This window comes from Mesorhizobium sp. M7A.F.Ca.ET.027.03.2.1, from assembly GCF_003999175.1.
GTDB lineage: Bacteria > Pseudomonadota > Alphaproteobacteria > Rhizobiales > Rhizobiaceae > Mesorhizobium.
The window spans coordinates 1-955 of the sequence record NZ_RZOM01001550.1; the positions used below are offsets into that span (position 1 = coordinate 1).

General features: G+C 62.5%; 1 protein-coding gene. It reads right to left on the bottom strand.

Going from position 1 to position 955, the window contains the following annotated elements:
• Positions 1 to 122: 122 nt before the first annotated feature.
• Positions 123 to 953: a DMT family transporter gene (locus EN750_RS36360; protein ID WP_245482923.1), complete on the bottom strand. Its 831-nt coding sequence runs from the start codon at positions 951 to 953 to the stop codon at positions 123 to 125.
• Positions 954 to 955: the final 2 nt, after the last annotated feature.

Sequence of the window (955 nt, forward strand, 5' to 3'; positions counted from 1 at the left end):
AGGTGGAACTGGCCGACGAAATCGCCCCCGGCTCGCCAGCCGAAATCGAAGCCGGCCTGCAAATAGAAGCCTTGCCGGAACCTGACGTGGCGAAGAAGGCCAGCGCCTGATCTCAACGCGCCTTAGACCGGATGTTGCACCGCAAGGTCGCCACGCCGCTTGCGTCCTTCGTGAAGCTGCCACAGCGAATGCGCAATCAGGGTGACGATCAGGATCGCGCCGCCGATCAGGCTGTTGCGCGTCGGTGTTTCGGCAAAGATCATCCACACCCAGACCGGCGCCAGCACGGTTTCGAGCAGGTAGAACATCGCCACTTCAGGGCCCGAAATGTATTTCGGCCCGGCGGCAAGGCAGAAGAACGCTATCGGCATGATGACGGCGCCGTTGAGGATGATCCACCAGGGCGCCTCGACCTGAAAGCCGGTCTTGGAAACCATGAACGCCGCCAGCCCGAAAGGCAGGACGACGCCGATCAGTGAGGTAAAGCCCATATCCTTGCCGCTGGCGCGCGAGATGGTGATGGCGCAGGCGATCAGGAAGGCCGAACACAACGCCATCAGGTCGCCGAACAGATATCCGGTGCCGACGGAATCGCCGACGATGATGACGACGCCGACAATCATCATGGCCAATGCCGCAAAGGTCAGCGGCCGCGGCCGCTCCTTCAGGAACACCCATGAAAGCAGCGCGGCGAACATGGTTGTGAAGGCCAGGATGAACACCAGGTTGGCGGTCGAGGTGTTGTAGACGCCTGTGATGAACGCAATCGCGCCGAGCCCGTAGATCGCGGCAACGATCAGGCCCGACCAGCCAGGTATCAGCTGCGGCGCATCCTTGCTGAACGAGCGCCAGATGGTCCACATGATCAGTGCCGCGGCCAAGGTGCAGCCGGTGCGCAGCAGCAAGATTGTCCACGCCTCGCCGTGGGCGAGCCGGATCAGCGGGATGTCCACGG